Below are 19,193 nucleotides of genomic sequence, written 5' to 3' on the forward strand. Positions count from 1 at the left end.
ATTTGCCGATGAGGCTTGCAGCTACATCCATGAATCGCCCGACATACGCATTCTCGGATTATGCTGTTTTTCCGCTCTGTTTCAAAATCGCTTTTGCGTCATGCCGGATAAAAGGCTTTATAAAAGCCCCAGCGCGGCAAGGTCGCGGCGCAGGCTTTCGGGCATCTCAGCGGTTTCTGCAGTTTCGCCGGCGCCGATGTCCGGTGGGGCATCCTTGATATCGAGATAGCGCCAGCCCTGAAACGCGCGAAACGGACGCGGCACCACGGGGACGACCGCGTCGTCAAGTATCAGCCGGCAGCGGGAAATCCCGTCATCACCCCGCACCTCACACAGATCAAGCAGCTTCTGCCGGCATGCGATCTGCCCCTTGATCACCCAATAGAGTGACCCACCAGCCAGCAGTTCGTCTTTGCGCTTGGGAAACATCCGCGTTGTATGGCTATGCTCGCCCGAACGTTGGGACGTCCAGGCAGTGAGTTCGGCCACAGAGTCGATGCCGACGCACAACTTGAGCAGATTAAGACCGCTCACGGCGCTTTGCCGATTTGCGTGGGGCCGAAAATTGGCTCGAACGCCGCGCGCAATGCCAGATCAGCATCGCTCATGCTGACGAGCAAACCGAGATCAACGAGGCTCGTGACGCCAAAACCGCGAATGCCGCAGGGCACGATGCCGCGGTAGTGATCAAGCTCCGGATCGACATTGAGGCTGATACCGTGGAACGTCACGCCGCGCCGCACGCGGATGCCGATGGCCGCGATCTTGTCTTCCACGCCCTCACCTTTTTCCGGACGCCGCACCCATACGCCGACCCGGTCTTCCCGCCGTTCGCCGCGTATGTTGAAGGCGTCAAGCGTGTCGATGACCCACGCCTCCAATGCGGCAACGAAGCGCCGCAGATCCGGCGTGCCGTTGGCGGCCCGGCGGCGCAGATCCAGCATGACATAGGCCACACGCTGGCCGGGGCCGTGGTAGGTATATTGCCCGCCGCGTCCGGTCGTATAGACTGGAAACCCCTGCGTATCGAGCAGATCAGTGCCCTGCGCCGACGTGCCGGCCGTGTAGAGCGGAGGGTGTTCAACCAGCCAAATGGCCTCGGACGCCTGCCCGGCAGCAATAGCCGCAACCCGCTCTTCCATGAAACTCACGGCCGTTTCATAGGGCACGGGGGAATCGCTAACGATCCACTCAACGGGCTCACTCTCGCGCACAGGCAGAAATGCCCCGGCAAGATCAGCGCGGTCTATAGCCGAAATCGAGGATGCGGATGTTGTCATATCAGCGGCACGCCTTCAAACTTCGCTCGATGCGGCCAGCCCCATGCGCTCGCGCACGATGGCGTCGATAGCCGGAACGGCCAGCGTGGCCGGTTCGTAAAAACGCTTGTCCCAGACGTGTTCGTCTATCGCACCCACAACGTTGTCGAGCACGTTGAGGATGCCGAGTGCGCCGGTCATTTCCACGATGGGGTCGATATTCACAACCGCGCCCGAACTGCCGATGCTGATGACCGTATCGCTGGCGTCGAGAGTGTTGGCGATGTCGGATAGCACGCGATAGAGCGGCGCCATTTCGCCGAAAAAGACCACATCCGGCTTGATGATCCGGTCCGGGTCCGTCGTGGCGTCGAAACCGGAATAGCCGATATCGCGCAATTCTTCGGTGCGGATGTTCCGCAGATTGCGCAGGAACCCGTGCAGATGCACCGTATCCACGACACCGGCGCGCTCGAACAAATCATCGATGTTCTGGGTGATGTTGATGACCCGGCCCGGATAAGCCCGCTGCCATGTCGCGACCGCGGCATGGGCGAGGTTCGGCGAAGCCCGCCCCAGCTCGACGCGCCGATGGTTATAGAACTCATGCACGAGCGTATGATTGGCGCGCCATGTGTCGTAATTCGCGACATCGCGCGGATCGTGCCCGTGCCACAGACCATCGCTATCGCGGAAAGTGGCGATCCCCGATTCAGCGCTGATCCCCGCACCCGAGAAAACCACGAGACGCGGCAAGCGCTCTTCCGCCCGAAAGGTGGATCGGGACACTTTGTTATCCAGGAAATCGTTCATCGGAAACCGCTCATCGGGAACGCCCTTCAAATGGCGTCCCAAAGCATGAAACGCGCCGTTCGCGGGATGCCGTCCGCACCTAGTCTGCAACACACGAACGTCACCATCCGTGGCGACTATCGCAGGCCGCTGACGCATCCGCCTCCTAGCAGATAGCGCGTCGATCCGAATATTTCCAGAGAAGAATGGCCGCGCCCGCTTTGGGCGCGACGTCATCCCGTTACGCCGTAGCCTGCTGAATGGTGGCAGGCGGGCGCAAGCCTAGCAGATGGCAGATGGCATAAACCAGATCGGCGCGGTTCATGGTGTAGAAGTGGATATCCGTGACGCCCCGGTCCACGAGATCGAACACCTGCTCCGCCGCAACGGCAGCGGCAATCAGACGACGCGTTTCGGCGTCATCGTCCAGCCCGTCGAAGCGATGCGCCAGCCATGCAGGCACGTGGGCACCGGTGCGCTCGGCAAATGCCGCAGTCTGGCGGAAGTTTTGCACCGGCAATATGCCGGGAACCACTGGAATGTTGATGCCCGCTCCGCGTACCTTGTCCAGATAACGGAAATACACGTCATTATCGAAGAAGAACTGCGTGATAGCCCGCGTTGCGCCGGCATCCACCTTCTGCCGCAGCACATCGATATCGACGGCGAAGCTATCGCTTTCCGGGTGCTTCTCCGGGTAAGCGGCGACGCTCACCTCGAAATCACCGATAGCCCGGATGCCTTCGATCAAGGCCGGTGTCGATGCATAACCCTCCGGGTGCGGCTCATAGCGCGTGCCGAGGCCGCCGGCGGGATCACCGCGCAGCGCGACGATATGGCGGACGCCGGCATCGAGATACGAGCGGATAACGTCATCCACCTCGCCCTTCGTTGCGGAAACACAGGTCAGGTGCGCCGCCGGGCGCAGCGGCGTTTCATCAACGATGCGCTTCACCGTTGTATGCGTGCGCTCGCGCGTGGTGCCGCCCGCACCGTATGTCACGGACACGAAGGCCGGGCTGAGTGGCTCCAGCCGCTTGATGGAGGCCCACAACGTCTCCTCCATGGCAGGCGTTTTGGGCGGGAAAAACTCGAAAGAGACGCTCGCCGGGCGCGACGTATTTCTGCTGGCGCGAAAGCCGGAATGGTTAGCGTGGGAGGACATGCGGAACTCCGGTCAGGCAATCGCGTGCAGAGGTTGATCGGGAATGGTGTCGGTGATGATGCGTCTGTCGCGGGCAAGATACAGCGACACCGTCAGTTGATCTGCCGCGGGGTTGGGCGGGGTCAGGTCACGATGCGAAACGACATCGAGCCCCGCATCCTCAAGCCAGCCGGTCATCTGTTCATAAGTGAAACCCAGCCGCCGATGCGCGTGCTTCTCGCGCAGGAATTCCAGCTCGTGGGCGGCAAAATCGACAATCAGCAGCCGGCCACCCGGCGCCAGCGCAGCCGTTGCCTCCCGAATGGCACGGGCGGGATCGTCGAGATAGTGCAAAACCTGATGGATCACCACCAGATCGAACGCGTTGCGTTCCACCGGCAAGGCATGAATGTCGCCTTGCCGGAGTTGCACCTGGCTCAACCCGGCTCGCTCCAGATTGGCGCGCGCGACGGCCAGCATGCCGTGGTTCGCATCCACCCCGACAGCCCGCTCCGCCTGCGCTGCAATGAGCTGGAGCATGCGCCCGGTGCCGGTGCCAAGATCCAACACCGCATTGAACCGCAACGAAGCCAGAGCTTCGTGAATTGCACCCTCGACCGCTTCCTCGGGCACGTGGAGGGAGCGCATCGCATCCCAATGCCCGGCAACGAGCGAGAAATGCGCCTGCGCCGCATCCGCCCGCGCACGGCGCACTGCCTGAAGTCGCTCACGGTCGGCTTGCAACTGCGTGTCCTGAACATCCAGCCGCGACACGAGATCGCGCACGGCCACAGCGCCGGCGCTGTGGTCGGCAAGCCGGAAAAAGGCCCAGGCACCTTCGCGCTGCCGCTCGATCAGGCCGGCTTCGGTCAGCAACCGCAAATGGCGCGAAATGCGTGGTTGCGACTGGGCCAGAATATCCGTCAAGTCGGAGACGTTCAGCTCGCCTTCGGTCAGCAGCGCCAATATGCGCAGACGCGTTTCTTCTCCCGCCGCTTTGAGCGTGGTCAGCATCGCCGACAGGGAAACGGGCGCGGGGGCCGGCATCGGAAAGCACTCCTGAAATTATGCAACAGCTGGAATCGTGCAACAGCGTGATCAAAAAAACCTCGCTACGAAGCTGCCGCAAGGAGATTCTTCTTATCGTATAAATATATCTTTATGTTTAAAGCCATTCCAGTGCAAGGCTTGACCTTGCCCCGCACGATGATCATATCTGTGAAACGCCGTTTTCGCACGATGCTGCCGCTGCGGGTCGAGCGAGAATCAACTGGAACGAAGTGCCAAAAAGGGCTTCGGAATGTCTCGTTCGCCATCACTGTCATCACCGTTCCTGCTCGGGTTCGACGAGATCGAGCGTGCTCTCGATCGCGTCACGAAAACAGCCAATGACGGGTATCCTCCCTATAACATCGAGCGCATTCCCGGCGAGGCCGATGCCCCGGACAGATTGCGCATTACGCTGGCCGTCGCGGGTTTCTTGCGCGAGCAGCTTGAAATTACGGTTGAGGAAAACCAACTCATTATCAAGGGCCGGCAAACAGAAGACAAAAGCAGGCACTACCTGCATCGCGGCATCGCGGCACGGCAGTTTCAGCGGTCGTTTCTTCTGGCTGACGGCATGGAGGTTTTGGGGGCCGACCTCGCAAACGGTCTCTTGTCGATCGATCTCGTCCGGCCGGAGGCCCAGCGCATCATCCGGCGGATCGATATTCTGGCGCGCGAGTGATCGCGGCCGCAGTTTCGCCAACGCATGGGCGCATGATCTGGAGGCCGTCAACGTCCACTAAAGCGTTTTCGGCTCCGCAAAACCCACGTTAACAGCGCCGCCGCATGGCTCATGCGGCGGCGTTTCATTTGTTACGCCCGGACAGCCCGATCCACTGTGTTGACGAGCAAATCGATATCCTGCGGGCGCGACAGGCGGTGATCGCCGTCCTTGATCAGGGTGACCGTCGTGGCCTCGCCCGGCAGGTGCTCCACCAGTTCAAGGGCATGCTGCCACGGCACGTCGGGATCTTGCATACCCTGAAGGATGGACACAGGGCATCCGGGACGGATCGGTGCGCCGAACAGATTGTGGCTTGAGCCGTCCTCGATAAGGCGCCGCGTGATCGGGTACGGCTCGCCATAAGCAGATGGCACCAGCAATTGCCCGGTCTCCGAAATGGTACGCCGCTGTTCTTCCGACATCGAAGCCCACATTAGTTTTTCAGTAAAATCGACTGCGGGCGCGATCAGGACCAGTGCCGATGGGGCAGACGGCGAACCCGCCAGTGCCCGGGCGGCGAGCAACGCCAGCCAGCCGCCCATCGACGACCCAACCAGCACGGGAGACGGCCCGCCGCGCTCCCGGATAACGGCGAGTGCGTCGGAGAGCCAGTCGGATATCGTGCCATCCTCAAACCGTCCGTCCGATTCGCCATGCCCCGAATAATCGAGGCGCAGGAACGCATGGCCGTTCTTTTGCGCCCAGGCATCGAGCGCCTCGGCTTTGGTGGCGCGCATGTCAGAACGGAAGCCGCCAAGCCATATCACGGCCGGCCCCTGCCCCTCACGCAGCAAAAAAACGAGTTTTCGATCGCCATTGGCCGTTGAATTAATTAAATATTGCGGTTTAGGCTGGTTCACTGTGTTCAACTCCACTATCAGCATGATCAGAAACGAATCTTATTGCAGCCTTTTACTACGGTGAACCAGACGATGCGACCACGCGCTTCCGAAGCAGCGCCCACTGGCCACGCGCTGCCCCGGGGATCGCAGCCCCTGAGGGGCCGCACCGTTCTCCAGATTGTACCGGACCTCGACGCCGGTGGCGCGGAACGGACGACCGTCGATATCGCCGCCGGTCTTGCGGAAGCCGGTGCACGCGCGCTCGTCGCCACGGAGGGCGGACGGCTGGTTGGCGAGTTGCAGGCCATGGGCGGCATCTGGGTTCCGTTTCCCGCACGCACGAAGAACCCGCTCGCCATGACAATGAATGTCGGCAAGCTCATGAGCATCTGCCGGCGCGAGGGTGTGGACCTGATCCACGCACGTTCACGCGCGCCGGCATGGGTTGCACTCATCGCGGCTCGCACGCTGAAGCTGCCGTTCGTGACGACGTACCATGGCAGCTATTCCGGCAAATCCTCCGCGAAGGTGTTCTACAACTCCGTCATGGCGCGCGGCGACGTGGTGATCGCCAATTCGCGCTACACCGCCGGACTGATCGAAGCGGCACATCCGGTTTCCCTCGGGCGGATCAAGGTCGTTCATCGCGGAACGGACCTGTCGCGCTATCGGCCGGACAAGGTCGAGCCGGACCGTGTGGATGCCCTGCGCAAGACATGGAATGTCGCGCCCTATCAACGCATCGTGCTGCTTGCGGCGCGGCTCACCGCATGGAAGGGGCAGCGAGTGTTGATCGAGGCAGCAAACCTTCTCCATAAGCAGGGCCTTCAGGACGTCGTGTTCATCCTCGCCGGCGATCCGCAGGGGCGGGACGGGTACGTTCGCCAACTCGACAAGGACATCACCGACAAGGGGCTCACAGGCGTCGTGCGCCGCGTTGGACATTGTACGGACATGCCCGCCGCCCTGCTCGCTTCCGCCATCGTCGTGGTGCCGTCGATCGAGCCGGAGGCGTTTGGCCGCGTGGCGGTGGAAGCGCAGGCGATGGGCACGCCAGCCATCGTGTCGGACCTGGGGGCCGTGCCCGAAACCGTACTAGGCCCGCCCGAAGTGCCCGTCAGCGAGCGCACGGGCTGGCGCACACCGCCCGGCGATGCCGAAGCGCTGGCCGATGCGATCAACGAAGTATTCGCCCTTGGCGCCTCCGCGCGTCAGGCGCTCACAACAAGGGCGCGGCGGCATGTGGAAGCGCATTTCTCGCTGGAATACATGGTGAACGAGACACTTGACGTCTACGGGCACCTGCTGGGCGGCCGCGCCGCACCGCCGAAGCAGTGATAGAAGAACAGTTTTTCTGTCGCTGCAGACGTTGATGCTATTGACTTTACGGGACTTTGTGCAAATGTTCCTCATTATCGAGGCTTAGCGTCGCGGCAGGAAAGGCAGTCTGTTGTTCGGTTGATCCGGGACTTGTCCACGACCTGCCCGTCGTCAATCAGGAGACAACAGCCATTCGCCGTCCCATAAGATCGTTAGCGGTTCCGCAAAAAGAAGGGCCGCGCGCCAACAGAGATATTCGTGGCGTCCGTGAAGTTCAGCTTATCGATGAGGAAGGGCAGAACCGCGGCGTCGTGTCGTTTTTCGATGCTCTGCGTCTGGCTGAGGAAGCCGGGCTTGATCTCGTCGAGATCGCTCCGAACTCGGAGCCGCCGGTTTGCAAGCTGCTCGACTACGGAAGATACAAGTTCCTTGAGCAGAAGAAGCAAGCCGAGGCACGTAAGCGCCAGAAGACTGTTGAGGTGAAGGAAATCAAGCTTCGCCCGGGTATTGACGATAACGATTATGGCGTCAAACTGAAGGCGATGCATCGCTTCTTCGAGGAAGGCGACAAGGTCAAGGTGACTTTGCGTTTCCGTGGCCGCGAAATGGCTCACCAGGATATCGGCTATAAGCTGATGATCAGGGTCAAGGCGGATACCATCGACACGGCCAAGGTTGAAACCGAGCCGCAGCTCGAAGGCCGTCAGATGATCATGATACTTGCGCCGCGTTGATAACGGCATGGCGCTTATGACTTTATCAAGTCTTGCGCCATCCTGATCGCACGAGCACAATGCCCTCCCCGGGCGGTTCACCAATGAACCGCCCGCCGATTCCGGGAGTGCATTATGTCTTCGCCTGTCGTGTCGCCAGAATGGCTTGCTGAAAAACTCGGACTTCGCGATGGGGAGCAAGACCCGTCTGTTGTCGTAGTTGACGGTTCCTGGTATCTTCCGGACCAGAAACGCGATCCCGAAGCTGAATATCTTGCTGCGCACATTCCCGGTGCAATTCGTATCGATATTGATGCGATCAGCGACAAAACATCCCCCCTGCCTCATACGTTGCTGCCGCCAGCCGATTTTGCCGCTGCGGTGGGAGCGCTCGGTCTTTCGAATAGCGATACGATTGTCGTTTATGATGGCGCGGGTCTTTTCTCAGCCGCACGCGTCTGGTGGACCTTTCGCCATTATGGCTTCGAAAACATCTATGTTCTGGATGGTGGTTTCCCGGAATGGCAGCGGCTGGGCCTGAAAGTCGAATCCGGACATGTCACGCGCCCACCCACGACATTTTCCGTAAAACCGGCTTTGGAAAAAGCTGTCGATGCAGAAGAGGTGCTCGCGCACGTTCGCAGCGGTACGTCTCAAATCGTCGATGCGCGCGGCGCACCGCGATTTCAGGGACAGGCCGCAGAACCGCGCCCGGGCGTGCGCTCCGGGCATATTCCGGGCAGCCGCAACGTTCCCTACAGCGCAATCATCCATGACGGGCGCTTGAAGACGCCGGACGACATTGCGCAGGTTTTCGAGAGCGCAGGCGTCGATACCGACAAGCCGGTCATCGTCACCTGCGGGTCTGGCGTCACAGCCGCGGTTCTGGCGCTGGGTCTGGACATTATCGGCAAACCGGCGAAAGCGCTCTATGACGGCTCGTGGTCTGACTGGGGCTCGCGTCAGGATCTGCCGGTCGAGACCGGACCGGCAAAATAAATTCGCGCGCTTCCCGCCGGATCTGCTTATGCACCCGGCGGGGGTGAGGCCGTCGCATCGGGTATGTGCCGTGTCAGGCGACGTTCAAGCACCAGCCATATGCGGCGGGTGATCTCCACAAGGATCAGGTACAGCACTGCCGCATAGATGTAGATGGTGAAATCGTAGGTACGCGAATACGCATAACGCGCCTCGCCCATCAGATCGAGCACCGTCACGAGCGCCGCCAAAGCGCTGGCCTTGATCATCAGGATGACTTCGTTGCCAAGCGGCCGCAACGCCATAACCATCGCCTGCGGCAGGATAACGAGCCGCACGGCCTGCCAGCGCCCGATACCAAGCGCGCGCGACGCCTCCCACTGCCCCTGCGGAACAGCAGCGATTGCGCCGCGAAAGATTTCAGCCTGATAGGCGGCGGTGTTGAGCGTGTAGGTGAGCAGCACGCAGTACCACGCCTCACGGAAGAACCACCACACACCCAGCGCTTCGAGCGTGCCACGGAACTGAAGGCCGCCGTAATACACGAGGAAAAGCTGCACCAGCAGCGGCGTACCGCGCACCGAATAACTGAAGAGCCGGAAAGGCGCGCGCAGCCATCTGTTACCGGACGCCAGCGCAAAGGACGCAATCAGCCCGAGCACCGTGCCGATGGTGCAGGTGATGATGACGATCTGGATGGTGATGCCAAGACCGGACACAATCCGATTGCCATACCGCTCCCAGAGTTCGGGGTCGCCGAACGGAATAAAGAGAAAGCCGAACAGCGCAACCAGCGCGGCATGCAACTGGCCGGTGACGGAAGCGATGATTTCGCTCATGCTCCACGCTCCCGCCCGCGCGCGCTACGCCGTTCGAGGTGCCCGAACGCTTCGCCGGAAATGGCCGAGATCGCCAGATAAACACCGAACGCCAGCACATAAAACACGAAATACTGTTTCGTCGCGCCCGCTGCGACCTGCGTGGCACGCATCAACTCGGTGAGCGAAATCACAGAGACGAGCGACGTATCCTTCAGCAACACCATCCACAGGTTGCCGATGCCCGGCAGTGCGACACGCAGGAGCTGCGGGAAAATGACAAGGCGCAGTGTCTGGCTACGCGACAGACCAAGCGCCGCCGCTGCCGCATATTGACCACGCGGAATGGCCGTGAAAGCGCCGAGCCAGACTTCGCTCGCGTAGGATGCATTGACAACTCCAAGCGCGACGACGCCCGCGAGGAACGCGGGAATCTCGATAATCACGCCCGGCGCAATAGTGGCAAACAGTTGCCGCAACCCGATCTGCGCGCCATAAAATACGAGAAACAGCGTCAGAAGCTCCGGCAAGCCTCTGAAAACCCATGTGAATGTCACGGAAAGACTGCGCGCGATGCGCCCGCCGGAACGCTGCGCAAGCGCCAGCAGCAGCCCAAGCCCTATGCCGAACGGAAATGTGACGACGGCGAGGGCAATGGTGAGCAGCGCTCCCTTAAGAAGCTCGTCGCCCCATCCACCTTCACCAAACGATAACAGGCTCAGCAGTTCAGACGCCGACATCCGCGCGCCCCTGCGTCCACCCCTGCGTGACACGCATCATGGAATCATCATTGATCTTGGCCGCGCGAAGCCTTTCGGCAAACGCTGGCGGCTTGAGGAACAGCATACGGCCCCGAACCGGGACAATGTCTATAAAAGCACGATTCCGGAAGGTGGCATCCCACCCTCCGGAATTCGACGTCGACCGTTGTCAAACCTTAAAACCGCCCACATGTCAAATGCAGCGGCAGATCGTTCAGTCGAGCTTGTAGTCGAAATACTTATCGGCGATGCGCTGGAAGGTGCCGTCCGCATGCACCTCATCAATGGCCTTGTCGAGAAGCGCCTTCAGCTCGGTATCTTCCTTACGCACGGCGGCGCCGATGCCCTCGCCGTGATACTCGAACACATTGTCGAGATCAGCCAGCAGCTTGCAGCATGCCTGCCCTTCCTTGCTGCGCAGGAAGTTGACGATGGTTGGCTTATCCGCCATCGTGGCGTCAATACGTCCGCCCGCCAGATCGGTATTCGCTTCGTCCTGGTTCGGGTAGAGGCGAATATCGGAGCCCTTATAGACGCCTTCGGCATAGTTGGTGTGGTTGGTGGAGGACTGCACGCCCAGCACCTTCCCCTTCAGGCTCTCGGGCGACGCATCGGTCAGCGGCGAATCCTTCGGCACCGCGACGCTGGCACGCAACACGAGGTAGGGCTTGGAAAATGCGACCTGCTTCTTGCGCTCGTCGGTGATCGAGACGGAAGCGAAAACAGCGTCATAACGTCCCGCCAGCAATGCCGGCAAAATGCCGTCCCAATCCTGCGCCTGGAACGTGCATGTCACCTGCGCCTTTTCGCAGATAGCCTCGGCGAGCTCGATCTCGAAGCCAACGACCTTGCCCGACGGATCCGTGTAGTTGAAGGGCGGATAGGCACCCTCGGAGGCAATTCGAATGGTCTTCCATTCCTTGGCAACCACGGGCGCAGCCAGCGGAAGGGCCGCACTCATAATGGCGGCGACGGATACGGTGAAGGCAAGACGGCGCATCTGTAATTCCCCTCTGTTTTTTCACTTAACGGCAATCGCCATTCAAACCGATCACTCGACCTGAACGCGAGAGAACCGAAGTCCGGATTTCGGACACGGTTTGACCGCACGTTGCCGAAACCTTGACCACAACTCTGTCGGACCGGGAATCATGCAGCGCTATTTTGCTAGTTAACGGAAAGAAAACGCGGCAGGCAAGATGCCCACCGCGTTTCAAATCATCAGGGCGCCTGTCGATCAGGCTGCTTCGGAAGTTGCGCGCCGCGCCTCTTCGAGCGTGCGGATGCTCAGTTCCATTTCGGGAACGGTATCCGGCACGATGAGCTTGGCCGTCGTGTTTTCCAGGATGGTTTCGACCGAAACGTCAGGAGCGCGTTCGCGCAGCACGAGGCCATCGTCGGTGGGTTCAATCACAGCCAGATCGGTGATGATCAGCGTCACGCGGCGAAGCGAGGTCAGCGGCAGCGTGCACTTGGGCACAATCTTCGGGCGGCCACGAGCGGTGTGCTGCATGCCGACAAGCACGCGGCGAGCGCCGGTCACGAGATCCATCGCACCGCCCATGCCGGGCACCATCTTGCCGGGCACGACCCAGTTGGCGAGCTGGCCGTTCTCGTCGACTTCAAGGCCGCCGAGCACGGTTGCATCCACGTGACCGCCACGGATGAGGCCGAAGGAAATGGCGCTATCGATCGTCGCGGCACCCGGAAGCGCCGACACGAAACCGCCACCGGCGTCCGTGAGATCCTCGTCTTCCATACCTTCCGGCGGACGGGCGCTCATGCCGATGATGCCATTTTCGGACTGGAAGAACACGGAATATTCGTCCGGAACGAACTTCGACACGCCGGTAGGCAGGCCGATGCCGAGATTGACCAGCGAGAGAGGCTTGAGCTCGCGCGCAACGCGACGCTGGATGATTTCAAGTGCTTCCATGATCAGACCCTCGCGATCAGATGGTCAACGATGACGCCGGGAGTGCGCACGTCATCCGGCGGAATGACGCCGATTGGCACAATGACGCGCGGCTCGCAGATGACGGTTTTCGCGGCCATCGCCATGATGGGGTTGAAGTTCGTGGCGGTGAGCTGATAGGTGAGGTTGCCGATGTAATCGGCCCGATCTGCATGGATCAGCGCGAAATCAGCCGGCAGCGGCGGCTCATACAGCCATTCCTCGCCGTCGATCTCGATGATGCGCTTACCCTCGGCGGCGATGGTGCCGATGGCGGTCTTGGTCAGTACGCCGCCAAGGCCGTGGCCGGCAGCGCGCAGGCGCTCGGCCAGCGTTCCCTGCGGTACGAGATCGATCTCCATCTCGCCTGCGATCATCTGCTTCTGCGATTCGGGGTTGAGACCGATGTGAGAGGCGATCAGCTTCTTCACTGCGCGGGCATGGACGAGACGGCCAATGCCGAAATCGGGACGGCCGGCGTCGTTGCCGATGACCGTCAGATCCTTGCGACCGGCTTCCACCAGCGCATCGATGACGCGGTGGGGCGAGCCCACGCCCATGAAACCGCCGATGGCCAATACGGCGCCATCCGGGATGATCTCCGCAGCCTGTTGCGGCGTGATCGCTTCTTTCATCGTGACCTCCAGTCGGTACGAACGCAGAGCAAAATCCGTAACGCCGTGTCGGCAATACCTGATTCAGCGGCGAAACGAATGTCGCCGATCCCAGAATTGCGCACAAGTCGTTCCAGTTGTGACTGGTACTGCACTACAACGATGAAAGGAATATGTCGGTGCTCCAAACAGGAGATTATTGTCAGCATTTCAGCATAGGCTGGAGAGGTTACAACATCCAGACACGATACCGCCCACGACCTGTTGTTTCCCGTAGCCCCAGTTCGGCGACGAGATTTCGGGCCGCGCGCTGGGTTATTCCCAGTGCCTGCGCCACTGTCGCCGCTGTCAATAATGGATGCGCGGCGGCCAATTCAACGAGATCCTGAAGACGGGACGTGACACGGCGGCCAGAACTTTTGCGCTCAAGCGTCGCCAGCGCCGCCACCAGGCGATCATGCTCGCGCAGGCCCGCAAGCGCACCGGCCTGAGCCGCTTCAAGCCAGGCCCGCAGGCGGGCGCCGCCGTCCCGCGCCCTGCGATGCTCCCATGGAACAGCACGCAGACCGCTGTTGATCGCGGGCAGATGCGCGGCCGCCTTTCCACGCGCGCGCAGATAATCCGCAACCAATTGCCGCCCCAGCCATGCCCGCCCGGAAGCAGGCGGATGCGCCTCCCACCGATCCCACAGCAGCCCCGCAGCCAGCAACGGCGGCAGGTGCTCAAGCGAATCAGCCATGCGGCGCAGATCTTCTGTTGGCGTCAGCGCGGGCGATGGAGGAGTCTCGATATTTTCGCCCGACAAAACCCGGCCAGTGCGCGAGAGAACCTCGTCCAACGCCGAAAGCGCGTCGTCAAGTCCTGTTTCGTCGGTATCGGCCGACCTGCTGCCGTGCCGGTACATTTCGGTGGCGAACTCTTTATCGGCTGCCGGTTTGCCTGACAGCAAGGCCAGGCCGCCGCGCTCCAGTGCCCGGCCCGGCGGTTGATCGGAGATGATGCGCCGCGTGCGCAGGACCGTCCGGGCACGCGCCAATTGCGGCGTCGGGGCGCGGACATCCGCCGCCGCGTCATGAAGCACCAGATCTTCCAGCGATACCAGTTCGCCTTCGAGCCACATCGATGCACACGCATCCGCATAATGCAGACGCGAGATGAAGCCCTCTCGGATGCGACTTGTGCGCAGGCGCTCATCCATGCGCGCCAACGCATCTTCAGCCGCCACGAGAGGCGCGATGAGCTGTGACAACGGCAAACTTTCAGGAATCGTCAGTTCAGCGGGAGGTTGATGCGCTCCGATCATCGCCCCGGCCCGTTAAAACAGGGCACGCAAGATGACCACGGCAGCGATCCCGATGGCGATCACGCCTAACAGTGGCAGGCGCAGCGCGGCGATACCTGCCGCAGCCGCAGCCAGCGTTTCCGGCCAGCCATGGGTCAGAACCACGGGAGCAATGAGCGCGAAAAGAACAGCAGGAGGGATTGCGTCAATGGCGGCCCGCGCGCGGCCTCGTAAAGACAGGCGACTTGCGAGCAAAAATCCCGCCAGCCGGGTGAAGTAGGTGACGGCGGACATCATCGCGATTGCCAGCAGCATTCCCGGATCGATGCTCACAGCAGATGCCCCTCTGGCGATGAAGACTCCGGCTCATCCGGCTCCGTAGCCGTGAACCATGCAGCCACGATCCCGGCCGCCGCGCCGGCGAGCACGTTCCAGGGCTCACCGATTGTCAGCGCTACCAAAGCCGATGCACCGCCGCTGGCAACCAGCACCCATGCGGTGGTGGCGCCCTTCCAGAAACCCGCGATGAGACCGATGAACAACGCGGTGAACGCGAAATCGAGACCAATCGCCGCCGGATCACCCAGCATTGGCCCCACCATGGACCCGGTGACCGTCGACGCCACCCACACGAGATGCACCGGCACCGCCATGAAAAACCAATAGGCGACCGTGATGGTTTGCCGACGCGCCCGCCGTTCGCCCAGCGCCCACGCCTCATCTGTCATGAACCACGCCGCTGCCCACAGCCGCCAACCTTTAAAGGCATGCATCTTCGGTGCCAGCGAGACGCCCATCAAAATGTGACGTGCGCTGACAAGCGCCGTGGATACGAACAACGCCAGATAGGGAATCGGCCATTTCCACAGGCCGATGGCGGCGAACTCCGCTCCGCCCGAAAACACCAGCGTCGACATCAGCCACACGTCCGATGCCGCCCAGCCTTTTGTGGTGCAGATCGCGCCGAAAAGCAGCCCGATGGGCACCATTGCCACCAGAACAGGAGCGATATCCGCAAGCCCCTGCCTGATTTCATCAGCCGTCGATGATTGATACTCGGATTGAACGGTCATGGATCAGCCCGCACCAGCCAGTTCGAGCCAGGCGGCTTCATCGATGACCTCGATGCCCAGTTCCTTTGCACGCTCAAGCTTCGAACCCGCCTTGGGGCCAGCCACGACGAGGTTGGTCTTCGCCGAAACCGATCCCGCGACCTTCGCCCCGAGACGTTCGGCCATCGCCTTCGCCTCGTCGCGCGTCATCCGCTCCAGCGACCCTGTGAAGACAACCGTCTTGCCTGCCACCGGGCTATCGCCGCCCAATGCCTCCATGGGCTGAGGGTCGACCTGCGCCAGCAGTGCGTCGAGGGTCTCGATGTTATGCGGTTCGTCGAAAAAGGCCACGATAGCATCCGCAACCACCGGGCCGATGCCGTCGATGGAAGTGAGTTCCGCCCAGGCCTCGTTATTGAGCACCTCAGCCGAAATGCCCTGCCCCGCCGCTATCGCCGCCTGCCGGAAAGCGTCGAAGCTGCCGTAATGACGCGCCAGCAACTTCGCCGTGGTATCCCCGACATGGCGAATGCCCAGCGCGAAGATGAAGCGGTTCAGCGGCATATTCCGGCGTGCATCTATGGCGGCGAACAGGTTGCGGACGCTGGTGTCGCCGAACCCTTCCCGCGCACGCAGCGGTGTCATGCTTCCCGCATCGCGTTCTGCGAGCGTGAAGATGTCTTGCGGGCTGCGCACGAGACCTTCGGCATAGAAATATTCGATCTGCTTTTCGCCCAGCCCGTCGATATCAAGGGCGTTGCGGGAAACAAAATGCCTCAGCCGCTCAACCGCCTGTGCCGGACACGTCAGCCCACCCGTGCAGCGGCGGGCCACATCCTGCCGGCCTGTGCGCGGGTTGATCTCCCGCACAGCATGCGCCCCGCATACCGGGCATGAATGCGGGAACTCGTAGGGAACCGAACCGGGCGGACGCCGTTCGGCCACAACCCCTGCAATCTGCGGAATGACATCGCCCGCGCGCTGGATTACCACCGTGTCGCCAACGCGCACATCCTTGCGGGCGATTTCATCTTCATTATGCAGCGTCGCGTTGGAAACGACGACACCACCCACCGTGACCGGACGCAGCTTCGCGACAGGTGTCAGAACGCCGGTGCGCCCAACCTGAATCTCAATGGCGAGCAGTTCAGTCGTCGCCTGTTCAGCCGCGAACTTATGCGCCAGCGCCCAGCGCGGGCTTCGCGAGACGAACCCCAGCCGCGCCTGCAAGGCAAGGCTGTCCACCTTATAAACCACACCGTCGATATCGTAACCGAGCGTGGCCCGCTCCATCTCGATGGCCCGGTAATGCGCTACAAGTTCTTCCACCGAATGGCAGAGCTTCATCAGCGGATTGATTGGCAGACCCCACCGTCCGAATCCGGCGATGACGCCATATTGCGTATCGCCCGGCAGCGCCGTGGCCTCGCCCCATGCATAGGCGAAGAATGCCAATGGGCGCGAAGCCGTGATCGCAGGATCGAGTTGCCGCAGCGATCCCGCCGCCGCGTTACGCGGGTTGGCGAACAGCGGCCTTCCCGCCTCCTGCTGGCGGCGGTTGAGTGCCGCGAAATCCTCATGCCGCAGGTAGATTTCGCCACGCACCTCGATGACATCCGGCACACCGCCCCCCGCGAGGCGATGCGGAATGCCGGAGACCGTCATCACGTTGGCAGTGACATCCTCGCCCACCTCGCCGTCGCCGCGCGTCGCAGCCCGCACCAACTCGCCCTTTTCATAGCGCAGGCTGCATGAAAGGCCGTCGATCTTCGGCTCGGCCGTGAAGGCAAGCGGGGCATCCGCGGGCAGGTCGAGAAAGCGACGAATCCGTGCGACGAACTCCGCAATGTCTTCGTCATCGAAACCGTTGGCCAGCGACAGCATCGGCACGCCGTGGCGAACCTTGGCGAATTTCTCCGAAGGTCTTGCCCCCACTTTGAGGGACAGGCTTTCGCCATCGCGGAGCGCGGGAAACCGGGCCTCAAGCGCCTCGTAGCGCCGCCGCAGCGCATCGTATTCAGCATCCGATACGGTCGGCGCATCTTCGTTGTAATAACGCATGTCGTGGGCAGCAATATCCTGGCCCAGCGCCTCATGCTCCCGCTTCGCCTCGCGCGGGGTCAGCACCGCGACGTCGACGGTGCGCAAATCAGCAGCCATGCTCACGCCCCCTTCAGCAGCCGGATGGCGGCGGCGCGGGCTTCGGCCGTGATCGTTGCACCGGCCAACATGCGGGCAATTTCCTCCTGCCGTTCATCGTGCTCCAACGGCGCAACACGGGTGGCGACGCGTTCCTCATCTCCCGCCGGAACCATCTCCTTGGCGATGAGCAGATGCCGCACGGCACGCGCTGCAACCTGCGGGGCATGCGTCACCGCCATCACCTGAACGCCCGCCGACAGGCGCTCCATCCGGTGACCAATGGCGTCCGCAACCGCACCGCCGACGCCGGTATCGATCTCGTCGAAAACCAGTGTCGGCGCGGAACCACGATCCGCCAGCACGACCTTCAGCGCCAGCATGAAGCGCGACAACTCACCACCGGACGCGACTTTCATCATCGCACCCGGCTTGGTGCCGGGGTTGGTCTGTACCCAGAATTCCACCTTGTCGAAGCCATCCGGTGCGCGGATGGTTTCATCCGTATCAACCTGCGTCATAAAGCGCGCCCGCTCCAGCTTGAGTGGCGGCAACTCCGCATTGACAGCTTCATCAAGCTGCGCACCTCCCGCCTGACGCGCCTTGCTCAGTTCGCGCGCCGCTGCGAGATACGTGGCCTCCGCCGCCGCCAATTCCGACGACAGCGCGGCGAGCCGCCCCTCACCGGCATCGAGCGCAGCCAGATCAGCCTCGAATTTTTCGCGCAGCACGGGCAACTCGTCCGACATCACATTGAATTTACGGGCTGCCGCGCGGATGGCGAACAGCCGCTCTTCCGTCTGCTCAAGCTCACGCGGATCGAATTCGGCCTCGCGCAGTGCCTGCTCAAGCGCCGAGCCGGCAAGCTCGATGGCGTTCAGGGCTTCGTCGAGCGCGGTCACGCATGGCGCGATCAGGTTCGGCGCCTGATCGGCCCGCCGCTCCAGCCGGCGCACGGCGGCAGAAATGACAGCAACAGGCGAAGCGCGGCCCGCGACAGCGTCATAGGACTCCTGCAACTCACGCGAGACTTTTTCGGATTGCATCATGATCTGGCGGCGGGTGGCCAGTGCCTCTTCTTCGCCTGCCTCGATGTTCAGCGTGGCCAACTCGTCGGCGGCATGGCGAAGAAAATCGGCTTCCTGACGCGCTGTCTCGACGCGCTCGGTATGCGCGGCCAGTTCCTTCCGAATACGCTGATAAGCATGATAGGCCACCGCAACCGCCTCCACCTGCGGCCCAAGATCGCCGAGCGCATCGAGAATGGCCCGATGCGATGCGGGATCGGTCAAGGCGCGATCGTCATGCTGGCCGTGGATCTCCACCAGATGCACGCCGATGCCGCGCAACGTCTGCGCGCTGACGGGCCTATCATTCACGAAAGCCCGCGTGCGCCCGTCCGCATATTGAACACGGCGCAGAATGATCTGGTCTTCACCGTCATCCAGGAACTCCGCCGCGGCCCGGCGGGCGGGATGTGCCTCAGCCACCTCGAACGCCGCCGTCACCTGGCCCTGCGCCTCGCCGTGGCGCACCAGAGAACCGTCGCCGCGCCCGCCGAGCGCAAGCGCGAACGCATCAAGCAGGATGGATTTACCCGCGCCTGTTTCGCCGGTCAGCACCGTCAACCCCGCACCAAGGGCGAGGTCGAGGCGATCGATCAGCACGATGTCACGTATCGAAAGGTGAACAAGCATCGCTCAGGAGTATCCGCATGCCCCGGCCGGGCGTTGGAATCAGTTATAAAGCGGCCG

20 protein-coding genes are annotated in these 19,193 nt (G+C 61.9%); 4 read left to right on the top strand and 16 right to left on the bottom strand.

Features of this window, described 5'->3' with window-relative positions; all coding sequences use genetic code 11:
• Positions 1-117: 117 nt before the first annotated feature.
• From FHS81_RS03615 to FHS81_RS03635, 5 genes are all read right to left on the bottom strand, one after another.
• The gene (locus FHS81_RS03615) at positions 118-534 is read right to left on the bottom strand and encodes a DUF1489 family protein (RefSeq protein WP_183750629.1); all 417 of its coding nucleotides are present in this window, start codon (positions 532-534) and stop codon (positions 118-120) included.
• A complete protein-coding gene (gene lipB / locus FHS81_RS03620) occupies positions 531-1,280 on the bottom strand; it encodes a lipoyl(octanoyl) transferase LipB (protein WP_183750630.1) in 750 nt (249 codons plus the stop codon). The genes FHS81_RS03615 and lipB overlap by 4 nt, the downstream gene beginning before the upstream one ends.
• Positions 1,281-1,295: 15 nt before the next feature.
• Positions 1,296-2,072 carry an SIR2 family NAD-dependent protein deacylase gene (locus FHS81_RS03625; protein ID WP_183750631.1) on the bottom strand — a complete coding sequence of 259 codons (777 nt, stop codon included), beginning with the start codon at positions 2,070-2,072 and terminating at the stop codon, positions 1,296-1,298.
• A gap of 220 nt (positions 2,073-2,292) precedes the next feature.
• A complete protein-coding gene (gene metF, locus FHS81_RS03630; RefSeq protein WP_183750632.1) occupies positions 2,293-3,216 on the bottom strand; it encodes a methylenetetrahydrofolate reductase [NAD(P)H] in 924 nt (307 codons plus the stop codon).
• A 12-nt stretch (positions 3,217-3,228) separates the two neighbouring features.
• Complete coding sequence (locus FHS81_RS03635) at positions 3,229-4,242, bottom strand: ArsR/SmtB family transcription factor (protein WP_183750633.1); 1,014 nt, start codon at positions 4,240-4,242, stop codon at positions 3,229-3,231.
• A gap of 253 nt (positions 4,243-4,495) precedes the next feature.
• Here FHS81_RS03635 and FHS81_RS03640 point away from each other — a divergent pair, with 253 nt between their 5' ends.
• The gene (locus FHS81_RS03640; protein WP_183750634.1) at positions 4,496-4,924 is read left to right on the top strand and encodes an Hsp20 family protein; all 429 of its coding nucleotides are present in this window, start codon (positions 4,496-4,498) and stop codon (positions 4,922-4,924) included.
• 131 nt (positions 4,925-5,055) lie between these two features.
• Here FHS81_RS03640 and FHS81_RS03645 read toward each other — a convergent pair whose 3' ends face one another.
• Entirely contained in the window at positions 5,056-5,850 is a 795-nt protein-coding gene (locus FHS81_RS03645) for an alpha/beta hydrolase (RefSeq protein ID WP_183750635.1), read from the bottom strand.
• A 48-nt stretch (positions 5,851-5,898) separates the two neighbouring features.
• Between FHS81_RS03645 and FHS81_RS03650 the strand changes: the two genes are divergently transcribed.
• The 3 genes from FHS81_RS03650 (at position 5,899) to sseA (ending at position 8,840) form a co-directional block, all read left to right on the top strand.
• The gene (locus FHS81_RS03650; RefSeq protein WP_183750786.1) at positions 5,899-7,146 is read left to right on the top strand and encodes a glycosyltransferase family 4 protein; all 1,248 of its coding nucleotides are present in this window, start codon (positions 5,899-5,901) and stop codon (positions 7,144-7,146) included.
• A gap of 185 nt (positions 7,147-7,331) precedes the next feature.
• Positions 7,332-7,862: a translation initiation factor IF-3 gene (gene infC / locus FHS81_RS03655; protein WP_183750787.1), complete on the top strand. Its 531-nt coding sequence runs from the start codon at positions 7,332-7,334 to the stop codon at positions 7,860-7,862.
• A gap of 114 nt (positions 7,863-7,976) precedes the next feature.
• Positions 7,977-8,840 carry a 3-mercaptopyruvate sulfurtransferase gene (gene sseA, locus FHS81_RS03660; RefSeq protein ID WP_183750636.1) on the top strand — a complete coding sequence of 288 codons (864 nt, stop codon included), beginning with the start codon at positions 7,977-7,979 and terminating at the stop codon, positions 8,838-8,840.
• Positions 8,841-8,866: 26 nt separating this feature from the next.
• Here sseA and FHS81_RS03665 read toward each other — a convergent pair whose 3' ends face one another.
• From FHS81_RS03665 to recN, 10 genes are all read right to left on the bottom strand, one after another.
• The gene (locus FHS81_RS03665) at positions 8,867-9,658 is read right to left on the bottom strand and encodes an ABC transporter permease (protein ID WP_183750637.1); all 792 of its coding nucleotides are present in this window, start codon (positions 9,656-9,658) and stop codon (positions 8,867-8,869) included.
• The gene (locus FHS81_RS03670; RefSeq protein ID WP_183750638.1) at positions 9,655-10,377 is read right to left on the bottom strand and encodes an ABC transporter permease; all 723 of its coding nucleotides are present in this window, start codon (positions 10,375-10,377) and stop codon (positions 9,655-9,657) included. The genes FHS81_RS03665 and FHS81_RS03670 overlap by 4 nt, the downstream gene beginning before the upstream one ends.
• A gap of 235 nt (positions 10,378-10,612) precedes the next feature.
• Complete coding sequence (locus tag FHS81_RS03675) at positions 10,613-11,398, bottom strand: transporter substrate-binding domain-containing protein (RefSeq protein ID WP_183750639.1); 786 nt, start codon at positions 11,396-11,398, stop codon at positions 10,613-10,615.
• A 237-nt stretch (positions 11,399-11,635) separates the two neighbouring features.
• Positions 11,636-12,334: a 3-oxoacid CoA-transferase subunit B gene (locus FHS81_RS03680; RefSeq protein ID WP_183750640.1), complete on the bottom strand. Its 699-nt coding sequence runs from the start codon at positions 12,332-12,334 to the stop codon at positions 11,636-11,638.
• A gap of 2 nt (positions 12,335-12,336) precedes the next feature.
• Entirely contained in the window at positions 12,337-12,987 is a 651-nt protein-coding gene (locus tag FHS81_RS03685) for a CoA transferase subunit A (RefSeq protein ID WP_183750641.1), read from the bottom strand.
• 208 nt (positions 12,988-13,195) lie between these two features.
• Positions 13,196-14,269: an RHE_PE00001 family protein gene (locus FHS81_RS03690; protein WP_183750642.1), complete on the bottom strand. Its 1,074-nt coding sequence runs from the start codon at positions 14,267-14,269 to the stop codon at positions 13,196-13,198.
• Between the two features lie 12 nt (positions 14,270-14,281).
• A complete protein-coding gene (locus FHS81_RS03695; RefSeq protein WP_183750643.1) occupies positions 14,282-14,581 on the bottom strand; it encodes an AzlD domain-containing protein in 300 nt (99 codons plus the stop codon).
• Complete coding sequence (locus FHS81_RS03700) at positions 14,578-15,321, bottom strand: AzlC family ABC transporter permease (RefSeq protein ID WP_183750644.1); 744 nt, start codon at positions 15,319-15,321, stop codon at positions 14,578-14,580. Before FHS81_RS03700 ends, FHS81_RS03695 begins: the two co-directional genes overlap by 4 nt.
• A 3-nt stretch (positions 15,322-15,324) precedes the next feature.
• Complete coding sequence (gene ligA, locus FHS81_RS03705; RefSeq protein WP_183750645.1) at positions 15,325-17,460, bottom strand: NAD-dependent DNA ligase LigA; 2,136 nt, start codon at positions 17,458-17,460, stop codon at positions 15,325-15,327.
• Between the two features lie 2 nt (positions 17,461-17,462).
• Positions 17,463-19,136: a DNA repair protein RecN gene (recN, locus tag FHS81_RS03710; protein ID WP_183750646.1), complete on the bottom strand. Its 1,674-nt coding sequence runs from the start codon at positions 19,134-19,136 to the stop codon at positions 17,463-17,465.
• Between the last annotated feature and the right edge of the window lie 57 nt (positions 19,137-19,193).

The sequence above is a fragment of the Pseudochelatococcus contaminans genome (assembly GCF_014195635.1).
GTDB classification, from domain to species: domain Bacteria; phylum Pseudomonadota; class Alphaproteobacteria; order Rhizobiales; family Beijerinckiaceae; genus Pseudochelatococcus; species Pseudochelatococcus contaminans.

What these genes read in the sequence shown, in the direction of transcription:
- FHS81_RS03640 (WP_183750634.1), top strand. Translation starts at nt 4,496, where the DNA reads ATGTCTCGTTCGCCATCACTGTCATCACCGTTCCTGCTCGGGTTCGAC.
- FHS81_RS03625 (WP_183750631.1), bottom strand. Translation starts at nt 2,072, where the DNA reads ATGAACGATTTCCTGGATAACAAAGTGTCCCGATCCACCTTTCGGGCG.
- ligA (WP_183750645.1), bottom strand. Translation starts at nt 17,460, where the DNA reads ATGGCTGCTGATTTGCGCACCGTCGACGTCGCGGTGCTGACCCCGCGC.
- sseA (WP_183750636.1), top strand. Translation starts at nt 7,977, where the DNA reads ATGTCTTCGCCTGTCGTGTCGCCAGAATGGCTTGCTGAAAAACTCGGA.
- recN (WP_183750646.1), bottom strand. Translation starts at nt 19,136, where the DNA reads ATGCTTGTTCACCTTTCGATACGTGACATCGTGCTGATCGATCGCCTC.
- FHS81_RS03665 (WP_183750637.1), bottom strand. Translation starts at nt 9,658, where the DNA reads ATGAGCGAAATCATCGCTTCCGTCACCGGCCAGTTGCATGCCGCGCTG.
- FHS81_RS03635 (WP_183750633.1), bottom strand. Translation starts at nt 4,242, where the DNA reads ATGCCGGCCCCCGCGCCCGTTTCCCTGTCGGCGATGCTGACCACGCTC.
- lipB (WP_183750630.1), bottom strand. Translation starts at nt 1,280, where the DNA reads ATGACAACATCCGCATCCTCGATTTCGGCTATAGACCGCGCTGATCTT.
- FHS81_RS03700 (WP_183750644.1), bottom strand. Translation starts at nt 15,321, where the DNA reads ATGACCGTTCAATCCGAGTATCAATCATCGACGGCTGATGAAATCAGG.
- FHS81_RS03650 (WP_183750786.1), top strand. Translation starts at nt 5,899, where the DNA reads ATGCGACCACGCGCTTCCGAAGCAGCGCCCACTGGCCACGCGCTGCCC.
- FHS81_RS03670 (WP_183750638.1), bottom strand. Translation starts at nt 10,377, where the DNA reads ATGTCGGCGTCTGAACTGCTGAGCCTGTTATCGTTTGGTGAAGGTGGA.
- FHS81_RS03645 (WP_183750635.1), bottom strand. Translation starts at nt 5,850, where the DNA reads ATGCTGATAGTGGAGTTGAACACAGTGAACCAGCCTAAACCGCAATAT.
- FHS81_RS03680 (WP_183750640.1), bottom strand. Translation starts at nt 12,334, where the DNA reads ATGGAAGCACTTGAAATCATCCAGCGTCGCGTTGCGCGCGAGCTCAAG.
- FHS81_RS03685 (WP_183750641.1), bottom strand. Translation starts at nt 12,987, where the DNA reads ATGAAAGAAGCGATCACGCCGCAACAGGCTGCGGAGATCATCCCGGAT.
- FHS81_RS03690 (WP_183750642.1), bottom strand. Translation starts at nt 14,269, where the DNA reads ATGATCGGAGCGCATCAACCTCCCGCTGAACTGACGATTCCTGAAAGT.
- FHS81_RS03675 (WP_183750639.1), bottom strand. Translation starts at nt 11,398, where the DNA reads ATGCGCCGTCTTGCCTTCACCGTATCCGTCGCCGCCATTATGAGTGCG.
- metF (WP_183750632.1), bottom strand. Translation starts at nt 3,216, where the DNA reads ATGTCCTCCCACGCTAACCATTCCGGCTTTCGCGCCAGCAGAAATACG.